This window comes from Candidatus Manganitrophaceae bacterium (genome assembly GCA_012960925.1).
GTDB lineage: Bacteria > Nitrospirota > Nitrospiria > SBBL01 > JAADHI01 > DUAG01.
In genome coordinates this window covers 1-1,067 of record DUAG01000022.1, presented here as the reverse complement: position 1 = coordinate 1,067, position 1,067 = coordinate 1, and the positions used below count along the sequence as shown (strand labels likewise).

The window sequence follows — 1,067 nt, the reverse complement described above, 5'->3', positions numbered from 1 at the left end:
AAGCCTTCTGCGCTTCGCGCCTGGCGCCCCGTTATCGTGGCGCCTTTGGCACATTGCCCCGTGGATGCGATCTGGATGCGTTAATCCATCGCGCTTTACCCGATTGAACTAACCGCTGTGCCCGACGTCAGGATCATCCAATAGGCCTGCTGGGCTGACCGCCGGGTCGCTGCTTTTCTTGACACCCTGCTGTAGTTTTTCATTCCGGCAAATGTGACGGCCGTCACTTGTCTGGGCGTTTAGTTGTCTTTTCCTCTTGCCGCTACCCGCGCTGGTTGTGAATTTGTAAAAAACATCACTGCCACAGATGCTTCGATCGCAGATGATGAGTTCCACACAAACACTCATAACAGCTAAGAGGCAATACCATGAACAAAGACAACGTACATCAACGGAACGATAGAACCAACGAGTTCAGAACAAAGAAAAATATTTTTTACGAAGTTTGTGAGAATCGAGATTTCTGGATCTTTTCGATAATCCTTAGTCTGGCCTTGATCTTCGCAATCCCTGCGCCGGTCGTGTTCGCTGGCTCTGCAGATGAGATTACTGATGATAGGGAAGCGCGTCGGCACGCGATGCTTCAAGCGTGGCTGTTCGAAGACCATACAAGAATCACTCATCCAGAGGACAGGGAAAAATACAATTTGCCGCCTTTGGGAACAGCTGAAGCGAAAAGGTATAGCCCCCCCGAACCGCTTTTCTCCATGGCACCTCTGGACATTGCGGGAGAGGGGCCCGATCTTTGGAAGTATGCGAACAAGAAGAATTTGGAATATCAGCGAGAATGAGGCTTTGGGAAAAGTCTGACAATTTAGAGACGGCGTCCTTAGGGCGCCGTCTCTTCAGTTTTAACTTCACTTTCGTCTCTTTTGAACATTTTCGACCGGGTATTTTGTAGGCTTTAGCGGGGATCACCCAATGAGCCTCATGGGTGCGCATAATCTCGCCTATGCCTGTACGCTTCAATTGCCTTTTGTCGCCCACCGCTGATGCTGCATCTTTATCACGCTAATCGTTTGGAGGATCTGGCCGAGCGCCTGGCCACGGATCAAAAAACACCGGCA

General features: G+C 50.4%; 1 protein-coding gene. It reads left to right on the top strand.

The window, feature by feature from the left end:
* Window positions 1-368: 368 nt before the first annotated feature.
* Window positions 369-791 carry a hypothetical protein gene (locus EYQ01_03415; GenBank protein ID HIE64862.1) on the top strand — a complete coding sequence of 141 codons (423 nt, stop codon included), beginning with the start codon at window positions 369-371 and terminating at the stop codon, window positions 789-791.
* The last annotated feature ends 276 nt before the right edge of the window (window positions 792-1,067 follow it).

Excerpts from the sequence above, each read along its gene's own strand:
- EYQ01_03415 (HIE64862.1), top strand. The coding sequence starts at position 369 with ATGAACAAAGACAACGTACATCAACGGAACGATAGAACCAACGAGTTC.